A 20,835-nucleotide genomic window follows, 5' to 3' on the forward strand; every position below is an offset into this window, starting at 1 on the left:
GGCCGTCGCGGCATGCGTCACACCTTCAAGTACTTGCGAAGCGTGAAGAACGCGGCAACGGCGGGCATCAGCACACCCACGGCGATGATGAACGGCAGCACCCTGATCACCGCGTCCCAGCCGATGAAGTTGATCAGAACGATCTTCTCCTGCAGCCAGTTGTTGATCAGGAAGTACTTGCCCCCGACCAGCAGGACGCACGCCACCCCTGCCCCGAGCAGGCCCGCGATGGCGGCCTCCAGGATGAACGGCATCTGGATGTAGAAGCTGGAGGCGCCCACCAGCCGCATGATCCCGGTCTCCCTGCGCCTGCTGAACGCCGACACCCGCACGGTGTTGACGATCAGCAGCAGGGCGACCACCAGCATCAGCGCCATCACGCAGAGTGCCGCGATGTTCATGCCGTTGAGGAGGTTGAAGAGGTTCTCCAGCAGGCTCCGCTGGTCCTGGACCTCCTGCACGCCCTGTCTGCCGGAGAAGGCCGTCTGGAGCACCTGGTACTTCGTCGGGTCCTTCAGCTTGACCCGGTACGACTCCTGCATCTGGTCCGGCGTGAGGGAGTCGGCGAGGGGCGAGTCCTTGAACTGCTCCTTGTAGTGCTTGTACGCCTCGTCCGCCGACTCGTAGTAGACCTTCTCGACCACGTCGAGCTTGTCGAGGTCGGTCTTGATCTCCTGCTTCTGCTGCTCGGTGACGGCACCCTTGGCGCAGGTCGGGTCGTTCGAGGCGTCGTTCTTGTTGCAGAGGTAGATCGAGACCTGGACCTTGTCGTACCAGTACCCCTTCATCGTGCTGACCTGCTCGCGCGCGAGCAGGGAGCCGCCGGCGAGGGCGAGCGAGAGGGCGACCGACACGATCACCGCGAAGGTCATCGTGAGATTGCGGCGGAGACCGACGCCGATCTCCGACAGTACGAACTGGGCGCGCATGGCGTCCTTTCTGTGCGGGAGCCTGGGGGCCTTGGTGCCTGTGCGGCCTGCGGCGCCTAGTGCGAGTAGCCGTAGACGCCGCGCGTCTGGTCGCGTACGAGGCGGCCCATCTCAAGCTCGACCACGCGCTTGCGCATCTGGTCGACGATCTGCTGGTCGTGGGTGGCCATCACGACGGTGGTTCCGGTGCGGTTGATGCGGTCGAGCAGCTTCATGATGCCGACGGAGGTCTGCGGGTCCAGGTTGCCCGTCGGCTCGTCGGCGATCAGCAGCATCGGACGGTTGGCGAACGCGCGCGCGATGGCCACGCGCTGCTGCTCACCGCCCGACAGCTCGCCGGGCATCCGGTCCTCCTTGCCGCCCAGGCCCACCAGGTCCAGCACCTCGGGGACGGTCTTGCGAATCTGGCCGCGCGACTTGCCGATGACCTCCAGCGCGAAGGCGACGTTCTCACCGACCGTCTTGTTGCCCAGCAGGCGGAAGTCCTGGAAGACCGTGCCGAGCTGGCGCCGCATGTGCGGCACCTTCCAGTTGGAGAGCCGGGCGAGGTCCTTGCCGAGGACGTGCACCTGTCCGTGCGAGGCGCGCTCCTCGCGGAGGATCAGCCGCAGGAAGGTGGACTTGCCGGAGCCGGAGGAGCCCACCAGGAAGACGAACTCGCCGCGCTCGATCTCCAGCGACACATCGCGGAGGGCGGGGCGGTTCTGCTTCGGGTAGGACTTGGAGACGCTGCTGAATCGGATCACGGATACACCACGTCGGCCTGGGTAGGGGCAAGCGGAAGCCGCGGTGCGGCCCCCTGGGGAGACCCCCGGCGCGGGCCGGAGGTCGGTGTGGGCGACCATACGCGAATCGACGCGCGCCGCGCAGTCGGGCGCTGCCCTTGGTCCGGTGTTGCGTGGTTTCTCCCCGCGCCACCTGGCCTTTTCTGCGGTACGCGCCGACACCTGGCAGAGTGGACGTATGAACCCCTGGGGAACGAATCACTCCCGGGTGGCGTTGGCGCGGCAGAGGAGGAGTTCGCATGACATGCGATCGACTGGTGTGTGCCAACTGCGCGGGCCCCGTCAGCGAGGGCCGCTGTTCGGTCTGCCGGGCCTACCGTGAGCGCCTGCACCGCGAGACGCCCTTCGCCGGACTCTCGCCCGCCGCGCTCATCGGGCTGCTGCTGACGCTGATCGCCGTGGCGCTGGTGGCCCAGCGTGTCGCGACCGCCTAGCGCGGCCTAGCGCGATTCCGCCCGAAAGGCTCACGAGCGACGGAGAGGGCCGGGAACGCTGAGCGTTCCCGGCCCTCTCGTATGCGCTGAGTGATCAGGCCGCCGTACGGCGGTTGATGACGCGCGGCATCAGGCGGAAGCCGATGCCACCCGCGATCATGGTCGCGGCGCCGACCAGCAGGAAGGTCGTCTCGCCGGAACCGGTCTCGGCCAGCTCGTCCTGCGGCTTCTCCGGCGTGGTGGTGTCCTTCACCGGCTGGCTGCCGGCGCTGTCGGGGTTGGTGTTGCCCCCCTCGCAGTTGACCTCGTCGCCCTCCAGCTCGCAGGTGTCGTCCCCGCCGCCGGAGCCGCCGATGGTCGCGGGCTCCTCGCCGCCACCGGTGCCGCCGTTTCCGCCGGAGCCGCCGGTGTCGCCGCCGTTCCCGCCGTTGCCACCGGAACCGCCGGTGTTGCCACCGTTGCCGCCGTTCCCGTTGCCGCCGTTCCCGCCGTTGCCGGAACCGCCGTCGCCGCCGTTACCGCCGTCGCCGCCGTTGTTCCCGCCGTTCGTCGGGTCGCCGGTGGTGGGGTCGCCCGTGGTCGGGTCGCCGGTCGTCGGGTCACCCGTGGTGGGGTCACCCGTCGTCGGGTCGCCGGTCACGGTGCCCTCGGTGTCACCGCCGGTGTCGTCACCACCGGTGTCGTCACCGCCGGAGTCCTCGCCACCGATCGTGACGGTGCCGCCGGTGTCGTCGCCACCGGTGTCGTCGCCACCGCCGATGATGCCGCCGAGCGGATCGTCCTCGTCGGCCATGGCCTTCTTGGTCGAAACCTCGGTCTTGACGTCGCTGTCACCCAGACCGGCGGCCTGGGCGGCGCCGGCTGCGGTGAGCGATGCGCCGGCGGCGAACACCGCGCCGGCGGCTATGCGCGCAACCCGCAGCCGCGTCTTCGAATTGGTCATCTGCCAACTACCCCCAGTAGCTGTCTCGTCGATAGGGCAGCTATGTGCCGGGCTCGTTGACCGCGCCGGGCTTCCCTCCGCCGCTCCTCCCGCCTCTGACACAGGCATGCCGAGCGAACAGCTTTCCCAGTTTTCACATCTTCGTCAAGCGAGTGCAGGGTGAAATGTCCACTCATCAGGGGGAGTTCACGTGCCTCACGGGGTGATATACGCCTCGTGAACCGCGGCAGGGGTCAGTCCTGCGCCTGCTCCTGCTGCTTGCGCCAGCGGATGCCGGACTCCAGGAAACCGTCGATGTCGCCGTCCAGAACGGACTGCGGATTGCCGACCTCGTGCTCGGTACGCAGGTCCTTCACCATCTGGTAGGGGTGCAGAACGTACGAACGCATCTGGCTGCCCCACGAGTTGCCGCCGTCGCCCTTGAGCGCGTCCATCTTGGCCTGCTCCTCCTGCCGGCGGTGGGCGAGGAGGCGGGACTGCATGACCCGCATGGCGGCGGCGCGGTTCTGGATCTGGGACTTCTCGTTCTGACAGGAGACGACGATGCCGGTCGGCAGGTGCGTCATACGGACGGCGGAGTCCGTCGTGTTCACGGACTGGCCGCCGGGACCGGAGGAGCGGAAGACGTCGATCCGCAGTTCGTTCTCGGGAATGTCGATATGGTCGACCTGCTCCACGACGGGCAGCACCTCGACCCCGGCGAACGAGGTCTGGCGGCGGCCCTGGTTGTCGAACGGCGAGATGCGGACCATACGGTGCGTGCCCTGCTCGACGGAGAGCGTCCCGTACGCGTACGGCGCCTTCACGGTGAAGGTCGCGGACTTGATGCCCGCCTCCTCCGCGTAGGAGATGTCGAAGACCTCTGTCGGGTAGTTCCTCCGCTCGGCCCAGCGCAGGTACATCCGCATGAGCTGCTCGGCGAAGTCCGCGGCGTCCACACCGCCCGCCTCGGCCCGGACGCTGACGACCGCCTCCCGCGGGTCGTACTCGCCGGAGAGGAGGGTGCGGACCTCCATCTCGTCCACCGTCTTGCGGACGGACTCCAGCTCGCTCTCGGCCTCGGACCGCGCGTCCGCGTCGTCCTCGCTCTCGGCCAGCTCGAACAGCACCCCGACGTCGTCGATGCGCGACCGCAGCTCCTCGACCCTGCGGAGCTGGCCCTGGAGGTAGGACAGCTTGCTGGTCACCTTCTGCGCGTTCTCCACGTCGTCCCAGAGATCGGGGGCCGCCGCCTGGTCCTCCAGCGCGGCGATGTCCGACCGCATCTTGTCCAGGTCAAGGACGGCCTCGATCGACTCCATGGTGGAGGAGAGGGACTTCAGCTCTTCGGATACATCGACGACTGCCACGCCCTCCAGCCTAACGGCACACCGGCCGGGTCCCTCCGCCCCGAAGGGGCCCGGGGGCACACGCCCCGTACGCCCCCTCCGCACCCGCCACCGGGGGTGAGCGCCTGGTCACGGACCGGTCGTGTACCGCGCCCCGGGTGCGGGCAGGGAGCCCGTCTCGCTGTCGGAGGTGGCGAGCCAGCCGCCGACGGCGACCACCACGCCCACGCCCACGGCCGCGGCACCGAGCTTGAGCCGCCGCCTGCGCGCCGCCTCCTGGTGCCCCCGCTGGTTCCGCGCCGACCCGGCGCGCGGCTCGCCCGTGGCCCGGGGCGTACGGGCGGTGCCGTGCGCGCCGCCCGCCAGCTCGTCCGCGCCGGGCACGCGCATGCTCGTGTGCGTGTCCCTGTTCGAGTCGGGCCCCGCCCCGCTGTGCACCAGCGGCACGGCACCCACGCCCTCCTGGAGCGGCGCGGGGGTGGTCGCGGCGGGCTCGGCCTCGGCCTCCTCCGCGTACGCCGCCTCCGAGTGCTCGTCGATGTCGAGCGGGGGCAGACCCGAGAGCGAGGGCAGCAGCTCCTGCAGCCGCGCGGCCATCTCGGCGGCCCGCAGCCGGGACGCGGGGGCCTTGGCGAGGCACTGGTGGATGAGCTGCCACAGCTCGTCGGGGATGCCGGGCAGCGGCGCGACCGTCTCGGTGACGTGCCGCCGCAGGACGGCGCCGGGGTGGCCGCCGCCGAACGGGGTGAATCCGGCCAGGAGTTCGTAGAGCACCGTGGCCAGGGCGTAGATGTCCACGGAGGCGCGGGGCGGCAGGCCCTCGACGATCTCGGGCGCGAGGTAGTCGGGGGTGCCGATGATCGACGTGGCACGGGTGCGGCGCGGCGAGTCGATGAGCTTGGCGACGCCGAAGTCCGTGAGGAGCGCGGGCGGCGCGCCCCCGGGGCCGGTCGGCGCGAGCGCGTCCAGCAGGACGTTCTCGGGCTTCACGTCGCGGTGCACGATGCCCGCCGCGTGCGCGGCGGCGAGCGCCTCGGCGACGTCGGCGGCGATGGCGACCGCCGCCTCGGGCGCGAGGCGGCGCTCGTGCTCCAGGCGCGTGCGCAGGTCCGTCCCGCGCACGAGGTCCATCACGAGCGCCAGGTCGTTCCCGTCCACCACCAGGTCGCGGACGCCGACGACCCGGGGGTGGTCGAGGCACAGGAGCGCGCTGCGCTCCTGCACGAAGCGCTCGACCAGGTCCTGGTCGGAGGCGAGGTCCTCGCGCAGCAGCTTGACGGCGACGTCCCCCTCGGGGCCCGTGCCGAGCCACACCGTGCCGGCGCTGCCGCGTCCCAGGATCTGGTGAGCGGTGTAGCGACTGCCGATCTTCCGTGCCATGGCGACAAAACTACGCGGCGCGGGCGGGGTTGGGAGCCCCGGATGCCGTTAACCGTCACTTCTGTGGGGGAAATCCCCCGCTGGAAGTCGACAAATCACCAGACCGGCCTTCACTCCGGCCGTCATCCCGGTTCCCACCCCGGCCGCGTCTCCGCCCCGGCCGCGCCTTCGGCGCACGCGTGGTCAGCCGTTGAGCTTCCCGGCGAGGTCGCCGATCTTCCCGAAGAAGTCCTGGGTCTTGTCCCAGAAGCTCTGGCCCTCGGCCCACCACTTGGGCGCGTCCGTGAAGTTCCAGATCAGCACGCCCGCCACGACGATGAGCACGATCATGAAGAGGCAGCCCTTGAGGCAGCCGAGCCCCGGAATGCGCATGGGGTTCGCGCTGCGCTGACGCGGCTCGCGACGGGGCCTCGGCTCGCGGGGCTCGCGGGGCGGACGCTCCTGACGGCGCTGCGGGGGCTCCTGACGGCGCTGCGGCGGCTGCTGCGGCGGGCGCTGCTGCGGCTGCCCGTACTGCTGGCCGTACTGCTGCGGCGGCTGCTGCTGGGGCGGCTGCTGCGGCGGGGCCGCGCGGCGCTGGGGACGGCGGCGCAGCGGGTCGAGGTTGGGGTCGACGGGCTGGACCTGCGTCTGCTCGTTCCGGTCGCGGGCCGCGCGGAGCTGGCTCTCCCAAGGGTGCGGCCCCTCGGGCTGCGGGGGCTGCTGCGGCTGCGGAGGCGTCTGCGGCGGGCTGCCGGGCACAGGCGGCATGACCTGGGTCGGATCGGCGTCGGGGTTGCCCTGCGGGCCCCCCGGGCCCCCCGGGGTCTGCGGGAGGACGTTGGTGGGCGCCGCCGGGTCGTATCCGCCGGGCCCGGGGGTCTGGGGCAGCACGTTCGTCGGCGCCGCCGGGTCGTAGCCGCCCTGCTGGGGGCCCTGGCCGTGCGGCAGCACCTGCGTCGGGTCGGCGTCTCCGCCGCCCGGGCCGGGCTCGGGCACGTGTGCGGGCGTCGGGTCGGGCGCGAGCATCGCGGCGACGCCCATCGCCGCGGCGGCCGCCTGGGGCGTGGCGCCGGCGCCGATACCGGCGGCGACCGTGCGCAGGGCGCGGCCGAGGTTCACGGCGCTGGGCCGCTCCTCGGGCTGCTTGCGCAGACAGCGCTCCAGGACGGTCCACAGCGGATCCGGCACGTTCGGCGGGCGCTCGGCCTCCTGGCCGAGGTGCTGGTGGATCACGGCGAGCGCGTTCTCGCCGCTGAAGGGCGGACGGCCGGTGACCAGCTCGTAGAGCAGGATGCCCGCGCCGTAGATGTCCACGGCGGAGGTCTGCGGGCGGCCCTCGGCCGACTCGGGCGCGACGTAGGCAGGGGTGCCGACGAACTCCTGGGTCCTGGTCAGGCCCGGGGAGTCGGCGAGGCGCGCGATGCCGAAGTCGGTGAGCATCGGCCGCATCCCGTTCTCGTCCTCGGTGAGGAGGACGTTCGCGGGCTTGAGGTCGCGGTGCACGATCCCGTCGGCGTGACTGACGGCGAGCGCGTCGGCGACCTGAGCGGTGACCAGGGACGCGCCGACCGCCGAGAACGGGCCGTTCTCGCGCAGGTAGCGGTGCAGGTCCGGGCCCTCGATCAGGTCCATGACGAGCGCGAGCAGATCGCCCTCGACGACGAGGTCGCGGGTCCGCACGATGTTGTGATGCTGGAGCCTGAGCAGGACAGAGCGCTCCCGGAGGAACCGCATCACCACATCGGGATCGTTGGCCAGCTCCTCCTTGAGGACCTTGATCGCCACGGTCTCGCCGGGCTGTCCGGCCACTGCCGCCTCGGAGCCCGCTGTCTCGCGCTGGCGGGCCCGCCAGACGGTGCCCGTAGCGCCGCGTCCGAGCGGCTCTTCGAGCAGGTACTTGCTGCCTACCGGCCGCACGTCATGAGCTCCCTGGTCTCGTACTGCTATCCCGCCCACAATATGCCGTCCCACGAGGACGGTGACCGGCCGCGCGCGTGCTCCTCGGCACGCGGAGAGCCGGGACGGCTCCCCGGAAAGACGCGCGGCGCGGACGGATGGTTGCGGTTCCTTTCCCGTGGCCGCTCCGGCCACCGGAAGAGACCGTTCCGAAGTGGACAAGGGGTGGTCAATGATGTGGTCCACGGACGCCTTCCCCCGTCCCCCTCCGGTCACTCCCCGCCTTCTTGCAGAGATTTCCCCCGCCGTAACGGACAGAGAGGATCTCCTTGCAGCGCAGGCACGACAGGCGCGACGGACGCGGCCGACGCGGGGGGAATCCGCAGGTTCCGACCTGGCCCCCTTGCGGATGGACCAGTCCAATCAAGATCATTGGGGAGCCGGGACGGGGAGACTTCGAGCGGCGGTGTCAGTGGCGGGTGCGAGTATGCATCCAGCATCACGAGCAGTGGACTCAGTGGACGAGAGAGTGTGCCGGCGCGCGTGCGCTGCGGCGGGGTGGGCGGCCCGCCGTGCGCGCCGCGCGCACGGGACCTGGAGGGGCCGATGCAGATCCGGCTGACTGTCGCCCTGGCGCCGCGCGGCGGCGGACGGGGCGCGGGGGGCGCGGCAGCGCTGTCGGGACCGGGTGCCGCCGGGAGCGGGGACGCCCCCGGCGGAGCGACCGTGGAGCGCGCGCACGTCCAGGTGACGGCCCCCGCGGGCACGGTCCTCGCGGCGATCACGGGCTCCCTCGCGACCACGGCCGCCTCGGCCCTCGCGTCGGCCTCGTCCGGCGGCGCGGCGGGCCCCTCGGGGGCGTCCGCCGAGGAGGGCGGACGAGCCGCCTCCGGTGAGCCCCAGGCGGCGCCCGTCTCCCCCGCCTCCCCCGCGGTCCCGCCGCAGGAGCCCGTGGTGGTCTACGCGGGCACGGAGCGGCTCGACCCGCACCGCCAGATCATCGGCGAGCCCCCGCTGCTCGACGGCGCGATGGTCTCCCTGCACGGCCCGGTGATGCCCGCCGCCCTGCCCGCGCACGGCGCGGCCGTCTCGGCGTACGGGTCGGCGAAGGCCCGCCTCCATGTCGTCGCGGGCCCCGACGCGGGCGGCATCCATCTGCTCCAGGGCGGCAAGGTCCATCTGGGGCGCTCGGCCGAGGCCGATGTGCCCCTGGACGACCCGGACGTCTCCCGGCTGCACTGCGCGGTGACGGTCACCGACGGCGGCGCCGTCACCGTCACCGACCTCGGCTCGACCAACGGGACCTCGGTCGACGGCTCGCCCGTCGGCCCCCAGCCGGTGCTCTTCCGGCCCGGTTCGACGCTCCGTATCGGCGAGACGGCGATCCGGCTGGAGGGCGCGGGCGACTCGGCCCAGGCCCTGCGGACCGTTCCGGACGGGGAGGGGCGGCTGCGCGTGGTGCGCGAGGAGCCCGTTCCGGCCGCCGCTTCCGCTCCCCCGGCGGCTCCGTCGTCTCCGTCGTCCGCGCCCGCCTCCACGCCCGCCTCCGGGGACCCGATCCCCGCCGTGCCGCCCGCCGCGCCGCCCGCGCCGGGCCAGGGCGGGCACGCGTACGCACCGGGGGGACCGTTCCCCGGCACCCCCGGCGAAGGCGTCACCCACGGCTCGGGCTTCGCACAGCCGCCGTCGCCGGGCCGCGAGCCCGCCGCCGAGCAGGAGCGGCGGCGCGGCCGTGCGCGGGGCGGCTGGAAGCGGCGCTTCGCGGGCGGCGGCCGCGGGGACCTCGCTCCGGACGAGGGCGCGGGGCCTCATGGCGGGCAGGGCGGCCCCGGAGGCCCGTTCGCGCCCGGCGGCCCCGGCGGACCCGGCAGTCCGGGCGGCTACGGGGCGTCCGGCGGACCCGGCCGTTCCGACGGCTACGGCGGCCCCGGCGCGCCCGACGTCCATGGGAGCCCCGGACGGGCCGCGCACCCCGGTGGCCCGCTCACGTCCGGTACGGGCTCGTCCGCCTTCCTCTCGCCGGGCGCGCCCTCGTCCGGCGCGCCCTCCGCACACCCCGTGCCGTCCGCGCCGCCCGGGCCCGGTGCGGCCGGGGTCGCCGCGCGCACGTGGGACGAGCGCTGGCCCGATCCCGCGGCGGCGCTGCTCACCGCGCTCGGCCCCGGCCCCCGGCTCTGGGAGCGCGGCCCCGCGCATCCCGACGCGATGACCGTGCGGCTCGGCAGCGCGCACCGGGGCGGCGGGCACGGCGAGCCGGTCACCGTCGATCTGCGGCGGGAGGGCGCGCTCGGGCTGGCCGGGCCGCGCTCGCGGCTGGCGGGGCTGGCGCGTTCGGTGCTGGCCCAGCTCACCGCGCTGCACGGGCCGAGTGCCCTGGAAGTGGTGCTGCTCTCGACCGACCGGGCGCGCGGCACCGGGCTGCGCGCCGAGGAGTGGTCGTGGCTCGGCTGGCTCCCCCATGTCCGCCCCCAGCACGGACAGGACTGCGGCCTCCTCGTCGCGTACGACCGCGAGCAGGCGGCGGCACGCACGGCAGAGCTGCTCCGCCGCCTGGACGCGGCGACGCAGGCACGCGCACAGGCCCTGACGGCCCCCGCCCCCGGCGGGCAGGGCGTGGCCCCCGGCGGACAGGGAGCGCCTCCCGGTCCCGGTCCCGGTCCCGCCACGCTGCTCGTCATGGACGGCGATCCCGGTTCGGCCTCGCTGCGCGAGAGCGTGGCCCGGCTCGCCCGCGAGGGCGCGGCGGCGGGCGTCTATCTGCTGTGCCTCGCCGAGACGCCGCCCGCGAGCCCCGCCTCTCCGGTGGCGGCGACGATCGACGCGGCGAACGCGGCGTGTGCGGCGTTCCCCGAGTGCGGCACCCTCGCCCTGCTCAGCGGCGACGTGGCGACGGCGGTGCGGATAGTGCGCCGCGACGCGCCCTCCACGGCGGGGCCGGTCGCGACCATAGACGCGGTGTCCGCCGCGTGGGCCGAGCGGTTCGCGCGCGCCCTCGCGCCGCTGCGCGAGCCGGAGGGCGCCGCCGAGCGCGCGGGCGCGCGGCCCGCCGTGACGCTCCCGCAGAGCTGCCGTCTGCTCGACGAGCTGGGGCTCGCGCGGGCGACGCCCGCCGCGCTCCTCGCCCGCTGGTCCGACCGCGGCGCGGACACCGCGGGCCGCGCGCCCCTGGTCTTCGGCGCGGGCCCGCACGGCACGCTGGAGGCGGACCTCGCGCGGCTGCCCGGCCATGTGCTGATCAGCGGCGGCCCCGGCGCGGGCAAGACCGAGCTGGTCCACTCGCTGGCCGCCTCGCTCGCCGCGGGCGAGCGCCCCGACCGGCTGGCCCTGCTGCTGGTGGACGGCGCGGGCGCCGAGGCGGGCGACGGGCTGCGGGCCTGCGCCGACCTGCCGCACGTCACGGGCCATCTGACGGCGGGCGACCCCGTCCGGATGCGGGACTTCGCGCAGGCGCTCACGGCGGAGCTGAAGCGCCGCGCCGAGCTGATCGGCGCCGAGCGGACGTACGAGGAGTACGCACGGGTGAGTTCGCGTCCGGCGGACCGCGTGATCTCCCCGCGCCGCTCCCCCGACCGCGAGCGCGAACGAGAACTGGACAGGGAACGGGACAGGGGCCGGGAACGCGACAGGGAACGGGACCGCGACAGGGGCCGCGACCGTGCCCCCGCGCGTGCCGCGCAGCCCGCCCTCCAGACCGGCGGCGCAGGCCGGAGCGGCAGCGGCGCGCAAGAGGGCGCGGGAGGAGCGGGCACCGCACAGGGCCCCGCCCCTGGCGCCCCCGCGAGCCCCGCCAACCCCGGCGCGCTCGACGCACTCGGAAGCGCCGCCGCGCGCCCGCCCGCCCCGTCCGGGCCCGAAGGCACCGACTCCCCCTCCGGCTCCTCCGGCCCCTCCGGCAGGGGCGGTACGAGCGCGGCGGACGTCGAGCCCGACACCACCCGCCGCACCCTCCGCCTCCGCCCCCGCGGCACCGGCACCGGCACCGGCACGGACGGCGGGGACGCCGGTGAAGGCGCCGGGGCCACCGGCGCGTTGGGGCGTACGGACGTTCCCTCGCCCGCGCCCGCCACCATGCCGACCGCGACGGCGGCCGGGGGCGACGGCGCGGTGCTGCCCCGTCTGGCCGTCCTCGTCGACGACTTCGACACCCTGGTGGACCCCGCCCTGGGCAACCCTGGGCGTCCCGCCGCCGGTTCGGTCGTCCGCGCGCTGGAGGCCGTGGCCCGGGAGGGCACGCGGCTGGGCGTCCATCTGGTCGCCGCGACGGGCCGTGCGGACCGTACGGCGGGCACGGCGGTCGCACGGGCGGCAGCACTGCACGCCCGCTTGACGGGCGGCGGCGGTCAGGCAGCGGCCGCAGCCGGCACGGCCGCGGCCCCGGGCGGCGAGGCGGGCCAGGACGGTGTGCCGCCCGGGCGCGGCTCCCTGGAGGCGGCGGGTCCGGGCGTCCAGGGCCCGTCGGCCACCCCGTTCCAGGCGGGACGTGTCACGGGGCGCATCCCGCGCACCGCGACGCTCAGGCCCACCGTCGTCCCGCTGGACTGGGCACGCACCGGTGACCCGCCCGCGCGCCGCCCCGTCAGGGAGCTGGGCAACGGCCCCACGGACCTCGCGCTGCTCGCCAGTGCCATAGGCCGCGCGGCGCAGCAGTCCGGACGTCCCGGCTGATTACGGAACGTCCCGGGACCACCCGCGACCTGGAGTGCCGTCAAGGTCACGGAGTGGTCAAGAAGCTGCCCCCGACGGCTGACACGGCCTTGCGGGGTCTCCTGATCCGGGCGTACAACCTTCCGCACGGGACGGACGGCGCTGTGGCCGCTCTGACGGGGTGTGCCCTGCCGCTGACCTCCCATGCCACAAATCGACGGGGGAGGGACGGCGGGAGATCATGCGTATCTCGCACGGCGCGCGCACGGCCCTGGCACTCGGTTCGGCGGCGGTCCTCGCCCTGGCCACGGCGGGCTGCGCCGCCGAGGACGAGGGCAGCGAGTGGGCCAAGTCCCACAAGCCGACGGTCGAACTCCCGAAGCTGAAAGGCGAGAAGCTCCAGGTCGCCGCCGTATGGACGGGCGGCGAGGAGGAGAACTTCCGCAAGGTCCTGGACGAGTTCGAGCGGCGCACGGGCGCCAAGGTCGAGTTCGTGCCCACGGGGGACAACGTCGCGACGTACGTCGGCTCCAAGGTCGAGGGCGGTTCTCCGCCGGATGTCGTGATGGTGCCGCAAGTGGGCGTCTTACGGCAGTTCGCCGAGGAGGGCTGGGTCAAACCGCTCGGCCCGGAGGCGAAGGCGGAGCTCAGGAAGAACTTCAGCAAGGGCTGGCGGGACCTGGGTTCGTACGAGGGCGAGCAGTACGGCATCTACTACAAGGTCGCCAACAAGTCCCTCATCTGGTACAACACGCAGGCGTTCCGGGACGCGGGCGTGGGCGAGGCGAAGACCTGGAAGGACTTCCTGGCCGACGCGCAGGCCCTGTCCGACTCGGGCGTGGACCCGGTGTCGGTCGGCGGCGCCGACGGCTGGGTGCTCACCGACTGGTTCGAGAACATCTACCTCTCCCAGGCGGGCCCCGAGAAGTACGACCAGCTCGCGCAGCACAAGATCAAGTGGACCGATCCGACGGTCAAGCGGGCTCTGACGACCCTCGGCGAGCTGTTCCAGCAGCGCCATCTGATCGCGGGCGGCAACAAGGGCGCACTCCAGACCGACTTCCCCAAGTCGGTCACCCAGATCTTCGGCCAGCTCGCCGACCCCGAGGCGGCCCTCGTCTTCGAGGCCGACTTCGTCGGGGTGAACATCGAGGGCGACACCAAGGCCCGTATCGGCAAGGACGCGCAGGTCTATCCCTTCCCGACGGTCGACGGGCAGCCGCCGGTGGTGACGGGCGGGGACGCGGCGGCGATCCTCAAGCAGGGCAAGGGCGCGCAGGCCCTCGCGACCTTCCTCGCCTCGCGCGACGCCGCGGGGATCTGGGCGGCGGAGGGGGGCTACGTCTCCCCGAACCGCAAGCTCGAACTCTCGGCCTATCCCAACGCCCCGCAGCGCGAGATCGCCAAGGCGCTGGTCGGCGCGGGCGACGACTTCCGCTTCGACATGTCCGATCAGGCCCCGGCCGCCTTCGGCGGCACCAAGGGCGAGGGCGAGTGGAAGGCGCTCCAGGACTTCCTGAAGAACCCGAACGACGTGGAGGGCGCCCAGCGCGCGCTGGAGGCCGCGGCGTCGAAGGCGTACGAGAAGTGAGCGGTATGCCCGCGCCGGGGCCGCCGCACAGGAGCGCGCCGCACCGCGCCAACCGCCCGAACTGACGGATCCGGACAGGGAGATCACCGTCATGTCGACCCCGACGACGCCGCCCGAGCCGGGCGGAGAACCGCCCCGCGATGTGAGCGAGGCACAGCCGGGACCCGCGCCGGTCGCCCCGGCGAAGCGCGGGCGCCCCGACCGGGTCTCGGCGATGCGCCGCCGCCCGTGGCTCGCGGCCGCGTTCCTGCTGCCCGCGCTGGTGCTGCTGGGCGCGCTGGTGGTCTATCCCATCGGCTACTCGGCCGTCCGCGCCTTCCTGGACAAGGACGGCAGCGGCTTCGCGGGCTTCGACAACTTCAGCGAGGTCTTCACCGACGACACCACGCTGACCGCGTTCAAGAACAACCTGATCTGGGTCATCGTCGCCCCCGCGGTCTGCACGGCGCTCGGTCTGATCTTCGCGGTGCTGACCGAACGGGTGCGCTGGGGAACGGCGTTCAAGCTCCTCGTGTTCATGCCGATGGCGATCTCGATGCTCGCCGCGGGCATCATCTTCCGCCTGGTGTACGAGCAGGACCCGGACCGCGGCGTGGCCAACGCCATGTGGACGACAGTGCACGACACGTTCGTGGACACCGCCCCCTGGCCCGACGCGCGCCCGCGGCCCGACGCGCCGCTGGAGGCCTCGGGCGGCGGCGCGTACACCACGCGCGGGACGGTCTCCGCCGCCGACCCGGCGAACCTCCCGCTCGTCGGCATCCCGCCCCGGGAGACCGCCGACGCGACGCCCGCCGAGAAGGCGGAGCGCGGCGGTGACGGCGAGATCACCGGCACCGTCTGGCAGGACTTCGTCAAGGGCGGGCGCAGCGAGGACGGCGTCATCGACCAGGGCGAGAAGGCCCTGAAGGACGTCAAGGTCGAGGCGGTGAAGGACGGCCGGGTGGTCGCCACGGCCACGAGCGGCGCGGACGGCACGTTCACGCTGCCCGCCGAGGCCGACGGGGCCCATCTGCGGCTGCCGTCCTCGAACTTCGCCGCGCCCTACGGGGGCGTCGACTGGCTCGGCCCGACGCTCGTGACGCCCGCCATCATCGGCTCGTACGTGTGGATGTGGGCGGGCTTCGCGATGGTGCTGATCGCGGCCGGGCTCGCGGGTGTCCCCCGCGAACTGCTGGAACAGGCGCGGGTGGACGGCGCCAACGAGTGGAAGGTCTTCCGCAAGATCACGGTGCCGCTGCTGGCGCCGGTCCTCGCGGTCGTGACCGTCACCCTGATGATCAACGTCCTCAAGATCTTCGACCTCGTCTACATCATCGCGCCGGGGGCCACCCAGAAGGACGCCAACGTCCTCGCGCTCCAGCTCTATCTGGAGTCCTTCGGCGGCGGCGCGAACCAGGGCGTGGGCAGCGCCATCGCGGTGATCCTGCTGCTGCTCGTGGTTCCGGTGATGGTCATCAATGTCCGCCGGCTGCGGAGGGAGTCCCGCCGATGACTACGGTGCCCGAGAGTGTGCGCGGCAAGCGCTCCACCGGCTCGCGGCTGGCCTCCGTCACGGGGCACTGGGCCGTGCGGTTCGCGCTGATCGTGATCGCCCTGTTCTGGCTGACGCCGACCGCCGGTCTGCTCGTCTCCTCGCTGCGCGATCCGGCCGACATCTCCATCTCCGGCTGGTGGAAGGTCTTCGACTTCAACGGCAGCTTCCCGTGGATCATCGACCGGGAGCAGATCACCTGGTCGAACTACGACGCGCTGTTCCAGAACGACCAGGTCATGGACTCGCTGCTCACCACGGTCCTGATCACCGTCCCGGCGACGGCGCTCGTGGTCGTCATCGGCGCCCTGGCGGGCTACGCCTTCGCGTGGATGGACTTCCCCGGCCGCGACTGGTGGTTCATGGTGGTCGTGGGGCTGCTGGTGGTGCCGGTGCAGGTGGCGCTGATCCCGGTCGCGAAGCTCTTCGGCTGGCTGGGCATCTTCGAGACGACGACGGGCGTGATCCTCTTCCACGCGGCCTTCGGACTGCCGTTCGCCGTCTTCCTGCTGCGGAACTTCTTCGCCGAGATCCCCCGCGAACTGCTGGAGGCCGCGCGGCTGGACGGCGCCGGGGAGCTGCGGCTCTTCACCCGCGTCGTGATGCCGCTGGGCGGCCCGGCCATCGCCTCGCTGGGCATCTTCCAGTTCCTGTGGGTGTGGAACGACATGCTGGTCGCGCTGATCTTCGCGGACTCCACCAATCCGCCGGTCACGGTCGCCCTCCAGCAGCAGGTCCGGCAGTTCGGCAACAACATCGACGTGCTGGCGCCGGGCGCGTTCATCTCGATGCTGGTGCCGCTGGCGGTCTTCTTCGCCTTCCAGAAGCAGTTCGTCTCCGGAGTGATGGCCGGGGCCGTGAAGTAGCCCCCGGCCCGGACGCGGATCCGAACACCAGGGTCCGCGTCCCCCAGAAGCGCAGCACGGTGGCGAGCGCCATCCCGACCCCGGAGCCCGCCACCACGTCGGCCCGCGCCGAGGTGAGGCCGAGCCCGTAGTGGGACACGCCCAGGCAGGCCAACTGCACGGCGGCGCCCGCCACGTTCACCAGGAAGAAGACACAGAAGCGCCGCCATCCGCCGCCCGTGCGGCCGTCGCCCGTACGACAGGCACCCGTACGGCCGTCGCCCGTACGGCCCGTCCGGTAGGGGCCGAGCGCGTTCCCCGTGTACGCCACCACGCAACCGGCGACGAAGGAGAGCGCCTTCGCGGCCAGCGGGTCCATGCCCTGAGGGCCGCGCAGCCAGACGAAGAGGCCCACGTCGGCCCCGTACGCGCAGATCCCGGCCAGCGCGAAACCGGCCAGCTCGCCCCGGAGGGTGCGCGGGGCACGCGCGGGGCGTGCGGTCACAGCCCGGCCACCGACAGCCCGTACAGCAGTCCCCAGCACAGGCCGATCACGGCGAGCGGCCGGTCGCGCAGGATCACGTCCTCCGGCGCTCCGGCGCCGCCCCGGTCGGCGAAGACCGCGTACCGCAGCACGGCCAGGATGAGCGGCACCATCGAGAGCTGCCGCCACAGCGAGGTGCCGTCGCCGGTGCCGCCCTCCAGCGCCCAGAGGCAGTATCCGAGGACGGCGACCCCGGCGGCGAGCTGCCAGACGAAGCGCAGATAGCCCACGGTGTACTCGCGCAGCAGCGCCCGCGTCTCCCCCTCGCCCTCGCCCATGAGCAGCGCCTCGGAGTAGCGCTTGGCGGCGACGATGAACAGCGCGCCGAACCCGGCCGTGATCAGGAACCAGCGCGACAGCCGGATGTCGAGCGCCAGCCCGCCGCTCATCGCCCGCACCACGAACCCGGCCGTCACCACGGCCAGATCGACGACGAGGACGTGCTTGAGCAGCAGGCAGTAGGCGATCTGCATGACGACGTACGAGGCCAGCAGCGCCGCCGTCGCCCTGTTGCAGAACAGCGCGGCGAGCCCGGTGGAGGCCAGCGCGAGCAGCGCGCCCATGGCGTACGCGAGGGGCACGGGCACGAGGCCCGCGGCCACCGGGCGGCGGCACTTCTCCGGGTGCGCCCGGTCGGCGGCTGCGTCGCGGGCGTCGTTGAGGAAGTAGACGGCGGAGGCGGCGGCCGTGAACAGCACGAATACCAGGAACAGTTGGCGCAGCGTGTGCGGCGAGGCCAGCTCCCCGGCCGCCGCGGGCGCGGCGACGACCAGCACGTTCTTCACCCACTGCCGGGGCCGCGCGGTGCGCAGCAGCCCGCCCGCGAGGGAGCCGCCGCCTCCGTCCCCGCCGTCCGGCCGTACGGGCGCGGGAGCGGCGCCCGCCCGCGCCTCCTGCCGTACGAGCGCCCCCGTCCGCTCAGCAGCCATGGCCCCGCTCCCTCCGTACGCCGCGCCGTCCGCTCTGCCGTACGCCGCGTCGTACGCCCTGCCCCGCACCCGGCCGTACGCCCTGCCGTGCGCCGAGGCGGACGGTCAGCGCGCCCAGCGCCGCGCCCGCGACGACGTCCGAGGGGTAGTGCACCCCGGCCACCAGCCGCGACACGCAGACCAGCGCGGCGAGGGGCGCCACGCCCAGCCCCGGCCTGACCGCGCCGAACGCGACGGCGGCGGCGCCCGCCGAGGCCGCGTGCGAGCTGGGGAACGAGTGCCGCCCCGCGGTCCGTACGAGCGGGGCACGCCCCTCCACGCGGGGGCGCGGGCGGCGCACGACGCGCTTGACGCCCATGCTCGCGAGGTGCGCGGCGGCCACCAGGGCCGTGCCGCGCAGCCATCCCTCGCGGCGCGCCGGGTCTGCCGCCGCGCCGGTGAGGCCGGTGGCGAGCCAGACGGCGGCGTGCTCTCCGCACCAGGAGAGGGCGCGCGCCGAGGCGGCCACGCGCCGGTCGGCGGCACAGTCGCCGAGCACGCGCAGGGCGCGCCGCTCCCGGGCGTGCAGCCAGGTGTGCAGCGTTTCCACGGTCGTCGTCCTCGCAGCCACGTACCGAGCGTCGCCGTGGCGGGACCTCCGGGCCGTGACCCGACGGTCCGACACTCATATTTTCACCCTTTCAGCCAGAATTGGCCTGGATAATCCGGCTGATGGCGATCAGGGGCGATACGGTCGCCGTCATGCCTGTTCAGCAGACGACGTCCCCGGCCCCGCGGCTCCTCACCGGCTGGGGCCGGACAGCGCCCTCCCGTTCCACGGTGCTGAGGCCGGAGTCGCCCGGGGAGGCAGTGACCGCCGTCGCCGCCCTTCGCGCACGTGGCGGGTGCGGAGGGCGCGGCGGCACCTCCCGCGGGCTCGCCCCCCGCGGGCTCATCCCCCGCGGCCTGGGCCGCGCGTACGGCGACGCGGCGCAGAACGCGGGCGGCACCGTGCTCGACGCCACCGGGCTCGACCGCGTCCGGTCGATCGACGCCGAGCGCGGTCTCGTCGAGTGCGAGGCCGGGGTCAGCCTGCACCGCCTGATGGAGGTGCTGCTGCCGCTCGGCTGGTTCGTGCCGGTCACGCCCGGGACCCGCTATGTGACGGTGGGCGGCGCGATCGGCGCCGACATCCACGGCAAGAACCACCACGTCTCCGGCGGCTTCACCCGGCACGTGGCCTCGATGGAGCTGCTCACCGCCGACGGCGAGGTCCGCACCGTCACGCCCGGCACAGACCTGTTCGACGCGACGGCGGGCGGTATGGGCCTGACCGGTCTCGTGCTGAGCGCCACAGTCCGGCTGCTGCCGGTCGAGACCTCGCTGATGTCGGTCGACACCGAACGCCTGCCCGACCTCGACGCGCTGCTCGCCCGGCTGGCCTCGACCGACCACCGCTACCGCTACTCGGTCGCCTGGATCGACCTCCTGGCGCGCGGCACGGCCGCCGGGCGCGCGGTGCTCACCCGGGGCGACCACGCGCCCCTGGAGGCGCTCCCGAAGCGGCTGCGCGCCGCGCCGCTCGCGTTCCGGCCCGGGCGGCTCCCGCCCGCGCCCCGCGCCCTGCCGAACGGGCTGCTGCGCTCCAGCACGGTCGGCGCCTTCAACAAGCTCTGGTACCACAAGGCGCCCCGCCGCAGGACGGGCGAGCTGCAGAAGCTCGCCGCGTTCTTCCACCCCCTGGACGGCCTGCCGCACTGGAACCGCGTCTACGGCAGCGCCGGGTTCGTCCAGTGGCAGTGCGTCGTCGGATACGAGCACGACGACGCGCTGCGCCGCATCGTGCGGCTCATCTCGCGCCGCTCGTGCCCCTCGTTCCTCGCCGTGCTCAAGCGCTTCGGCGAGGGGGACCCCGGCTGGCTCTCGTTCCCGAAGGCGGGGTGGACGCTCGCGCTGGACATCCCGGCCGGGCTACCGGGGCTCGCGGGCTTCCTGGACGAGCTGGACGAGGAGGTCGCCGGGGCCGGCGGGCGGCTGTACCTCGCGAAGGACGCCCGTATGCGGCCCGAGCTGCTGGCCGCGATGTACCCCCGGCTCGACGACTTCCGCGCGCTGCGTGCCCGCCTGGACCCGGAGGGGGTCTTCACCTCCGACCTGGCCCGCCGCCTGGCCCTGTGATTCCTTCCCCCCTCCTGAGGAGCCCTCCATGAAGGACGCCTTCGGCGCCCCGCAGTCCCTGCTCGTCCTCGGCGGCACGTCCGAGATCGCGCTGGCCACCGCCCGCCGCTGCCTGGCGGGCCGCACCCGTACGGTCTGGCTCGCCGGACGTCCCTCGCCCGCGCTCGACCAGGCGGCGGCGCGGCTGCGCGAGGACGCCGCCTCCCTCGCGCCCGCGGGCGCCGAGGTCACCGTCCGTACGGTCGCCTTCGACGCGCTCGCGCCGGAGACGCACGAGGAGGTGCTCGGCAAGGTCTTCGCCGAGGGCGACCTCGACATGGCGCTGCTCGCCTTCGGGGTCCTCGGCGACCAGCGGCGCGACGAGCACGACCCGGCGGCGGCCGTCCGCGTCGCCCAGACGAACTACACGGGCGCCGTCTCCGCCGGGCTCGTCTGCGCCCAGGCGATGCGCGTCCAGGGGCACGGCTCGCTCGTCGTGCTCTCCTCCGTGGCGGCCGAGCGCCCGCGCCGGGCGAACTTCCTGTACGGCTCCAGCAAGGCCGGGCTCGACGCGTTCGCGCAGGGCCTGGGCGACGCGCTGCACGGCTCGGGCGTCCACGTGATGGTCGTACGGCCCGGCTTCGTACGGACGCGGATGACGGAGGGGCTGGAGCCCGCGCCGTTCGCGACGACGGCCGAGGCGGTCGCCGAGGCGATCGAGGGCGGGATGCGGCGCCGGGCCCACACGGTGTGGGCGCCCCCGGCGCTGCGGCCGGTGATGAGCGTGCTGCGGCACCTGCCGCGCGGGCTCTTCCGCCGCATCCCCTCCTAGCGCCTTTAGAGCGGGAGGGGCGGGTCGGGCAAGGGCCCGATCGGGGCATCTTCGGGGCGGGAGCGGACGGCACTGCTCGCTTTGGGGCATTAATACGACATTT

16 protein-coding genes are annotated in these 20,835 nt (G+C 73.7%); 7 read left to right on the plus strand and 9 right to left on the minus strand.

Annotation, left to right across the window (positions count from 1 at the left end):
• Window positions 1-17 precede the first annotated feature (17 nt).
• Both ftsX and ftsE read right to left on the minus strand, forming a co-directional pair.
• Entirely contained in the window at window positions 18-929 is a 912-nt protein-coding gene (gene ftsX / locus ABD343_RS28340; protein ID WP_344532167.1) for a permease-like cell division protein FtsX, read from the minus strand.
• Window positions 930-985: 56 nt separating this feature from the next.
• Window positions 986-1,675, minus strand: a complete 690-nt coding sequence (gene ftsE / locus ABD343_RS28345; RefSeq protein ID WP_344532168.1) for a cell division ATP-binding protein FtsE — start codon at window positions 1,673-1,675, stop codon at window positions 986-988.
• 278 nt (window positions 1,676-1,953) lie between these two features.
• Between ftsE and ABD343_RS28350 the strand changes: the two genes are divergently transcribed.
• A complete protein-coding gene (locus tag ABD343_RS28350; protein ID WP_344532169.1) occupies window positions 1,954-2,148 on the plus strand; it encodes a hypothetical protein in 195 nt (64 codons plus the stop codon).
• A 94-nt stretch (window positions 2,149-2,242) separates the two neighbouring features.
• On the opposite strand, the gene ABD343_RS28355 is transcribed toward ABD343_RS28350, so the two are convergent.
• The 4 genes from ABD343_RS28355 to ABD343_RS28370 all read right to left on the minus strand — a co-directional run bounded on the left by ABD343_RS28355 (window position 2,243) and on the right by ABD343_RS28370 (window position 7,698).
• A complete protein-coding gene (locus ABD343_RS28355; protein WP_344532170.1) occupies window positions 2,243-3,091 on the minus strand; it encodes a collagen-like protein in 849 nt (282 codons plus the stop codon).
• A gap of 233 nt (window positions 3,092-3,324) precedes the next feature.
• Window positions 3,325-4,440, minus strand: coding sequence for a peptide chain release factor 2 (prfB, locus tag ABD343_RS28360; protein ID WP_344532171.1), 1,116 nt, complete (start codon window positions 4,438-4,440; stop codon window positions 3,325-3,327).
• Window positions 4,441-4,548: 108 nt separating this feature from the next.
• On the minus strand, window positions 4,549-5,799 hold the full coding sequence (locus ABD343_RS28365) for a serine/threonine-protein kinase (RefSeq protein WP_344532172.1): 1,251 nt from the start codon (window positions 5,797-5,799) through the stop codon (window positions 4,549-4,551).
• A 183-nt stretch (window positions 5,800-5,982) separates the two neighbouring features.
• Complete coding sequence (locus ABD343_RS28370; protein WP_344532173.1) at window positions 5,983-7,698, minus strand: serine/threonine-protein kinase; 1,716 nt, start codon at window positions 7,696-7,698, stop codon at window positions 5,983-5,985.
• 585 nt (window positions 7,699-8,283) lie between these two features.
• Here ABD343_RS28370 and ABD343_RS28375 point away from each other — a divergent pair.
• From ABD343_RS28375 to ABD343_RS28390, 4 genes are all read left to right on the plus strand, one after another.
• Window positions 8,284-12,342, plus strand: a complete 4,059-nt coding sequence (locus ABD343_RS28375; protein ID WP_344532174.1) for an FtsK/SpoIIIE domain-containing protein — start codon at window positions 8,284-8,286, stop codon at window positions 12,340-12,342.
• 220 nt (window positions 12,343-12,562) lie between these two features.
• Window positions 12,563-13,912: an ABC transporter substrate-binding protein gene (locus tag ABD343_RS28380; protein ID WP_344532175.1), complete on the plus strand. Its 1,350-nt coding sequence runs from the start codon at window positions 12,563-12,565 to the stop codon at window positions 13,910-13,912.
• A gap of 91 nt (window positions 13,913-14,003) precedes the next feature.
• Window positions 14,004-15,407, plus strand: coding sequence for a carbohydrate ABC transporter permease (locus ABD343_RS28385; protein WP_425578284.1), 1,404 nt, complete (start codon window positions 14,004-14,006; stop codon window positions 15,405-15,407).
• A complete protein-coding gene (locus ABD343_RS28390) occupies window positions 15,404-16,312 on the plus strand; it encodes a carbohydrate ABC transporter permease (protein WP_344532176.1) in 909 nt (302 codons plus the stop codon). The genes ABD343_RS28385 and ABD343_RS28390 overlap by 4 nt, the downstream gene beginning before the upstream one ends.
• Here ABD343_RS28390 and ABD343_RS28395 read toward each other — a convergent pair.
• The 3 genes from ABD343_RS28395 to ABD343_RS28405 are packed head-to-tail and all read right to left on the minus strand — an operon-like array spanning window position 16,227 to window position 18,308.
• On the minus strand, window positions 16,227-16,796 hold the full coding sequence (locus ABD343_RS28395; protein ID WP_344532177.1) for a GtrA family protein: 570 nt from the start codon (window positions 16,794-16,796) through the stop codon (window positions 16,227-16,229). The two genes, ABD343_RS28390 and ABD343_RS28395, sit on opposite strands and share 86 nt — an antisense overlap.
• Window positions 16,793-17,764 carry a decaprenyl-phosphate phosphoribosyltransferase gene (locus tag ABD343_RS28400; protein ID WP_344532178.1) on the minus strand — a complete coding sequence of 324 codons (972 nt, stop codon included), beginning with the start codon at window positions 17,762-17,764 and terminating at the stop codon, window positions 16,793-16,795. Before ABD343_RS28400 ends, ABD343_RS28395 begins: the two co-directional genes overlap by 4 nt.
• Window positions 17,754-18,308 (minus strand): phosphatase PAP2 family protein, encoded by a 555-nt coding sequence (locus ABD343_RS28405; protein ID WP_425578302.1) that lies wholly within the window; start codon window positions 18,306-18,308, stop codon window positions 17,754-17,756. Before ABD343_RS28405 ends, ABD343_RS28400 begins: the two co-directional genes overlap by 11 nt.
• A gap of 197 nt (window positions 18,309-18,505) precedes the next feature.
• Here ABD343_RS28405 and dprE1 point away from each other — a divergent pair, with 197 nt between their 5' ends.
• Window positions 18,506-19,921 carry a decaprenylphosphoryl-beta-D-ribose oxidase gene (gene dprE1 / locus ABD343_RS28410; protein WP_344532179.1) on the plus strand — a complete coding sequence of 472 codons (1,416 nt, stop codon included), beginning with the start codon at window positions 18,506-18,508 and terminating at the stop codon, window positions 19,919-19,921.
• A gap of 28 nt (window positions 19,922-19,949) precedes the next feature.
• Complete coding sequence (gene dprE2, locus ABD343_RS28415) at window positions 19,950-20,732, plus strand: decaprenylphospho-beta-D-erythro-pentofuranosid-2-ulose 2-reductase (RefSeq protein WP_344532180.1); 783 nt, start codon at window positions 19,950-19,952, stop codon at window positions 20,730-20,732.
• Window positions 20,733-20,835 lie beyond the last annotated feature (103 nt).

The organism is Streptomyces albiaxialis, assembly GCF_039530985.1.
In the GTDB taxonomy this organism is placed as follows: Bacteria; Actinomycetota; Actinomycetes; order Streptomycetales; family Streptomycetaceae; genus Streptomyces; species Streptomyces albiaxialis.